This window comes from Streptomyces sp. M2CJ-2, assembly GCF_016757295.1.
Classification (GTDB): Bacteria; Actinomycetota; Actinomycetes; order Streptomycetales; family Streptomycetaceae; genus Streptomyces.
The window spans coordinates 1-304 of the sequence record NZ_JAESIF010000325.1 but is presented as its reverse complement, the minus strand read 5'-3'; the positions used below and the strand labels follow the sequence as shown (position 1 = coordinate 304).

Sequence of the window (304 nt, the reverse complement as noted above, 5' to 3'; positions counted from 1 at the left end):
CACCTACAAGGCCACCATCAGCATCGACATCTTGACGTCGGCTCCCGGACCGTAAACTTCACGGCCTTGGGCTTTCGCCAGCGTCAGCGCCTCCGCGTAGCGACGCAGCGCGCCCGCGGCGTGCCCGTAGGCTTCGGCGAGCTCGTCGACCAGACGGCGACCCTCGGTGAGCCTGGCCGTGTAGTGCGCGCTGCCCTCGCTGCGCCACTCGGTGTGCTTCTCTGCCCGTTGTCGGCGTACGGGCTGTAGTGCAGAGGTATGTACGGGCTGATGTACAGAGCTTGAGACCGTGTCAGCTGACGGC

Annotated in this window: 1 pseudogene; it reads right to left on the bottom strand. The window is 66.1% G+C overall.

What is annotated here, in order from left to right:
• Positions 1 to 3 precede the first annotated feature (3 nt).
• Positions 4 to 304 (bottom strand): annotated as a pseudogene (locus JL475_RS41085) (hypothetical protein); the annotation flags it as partial.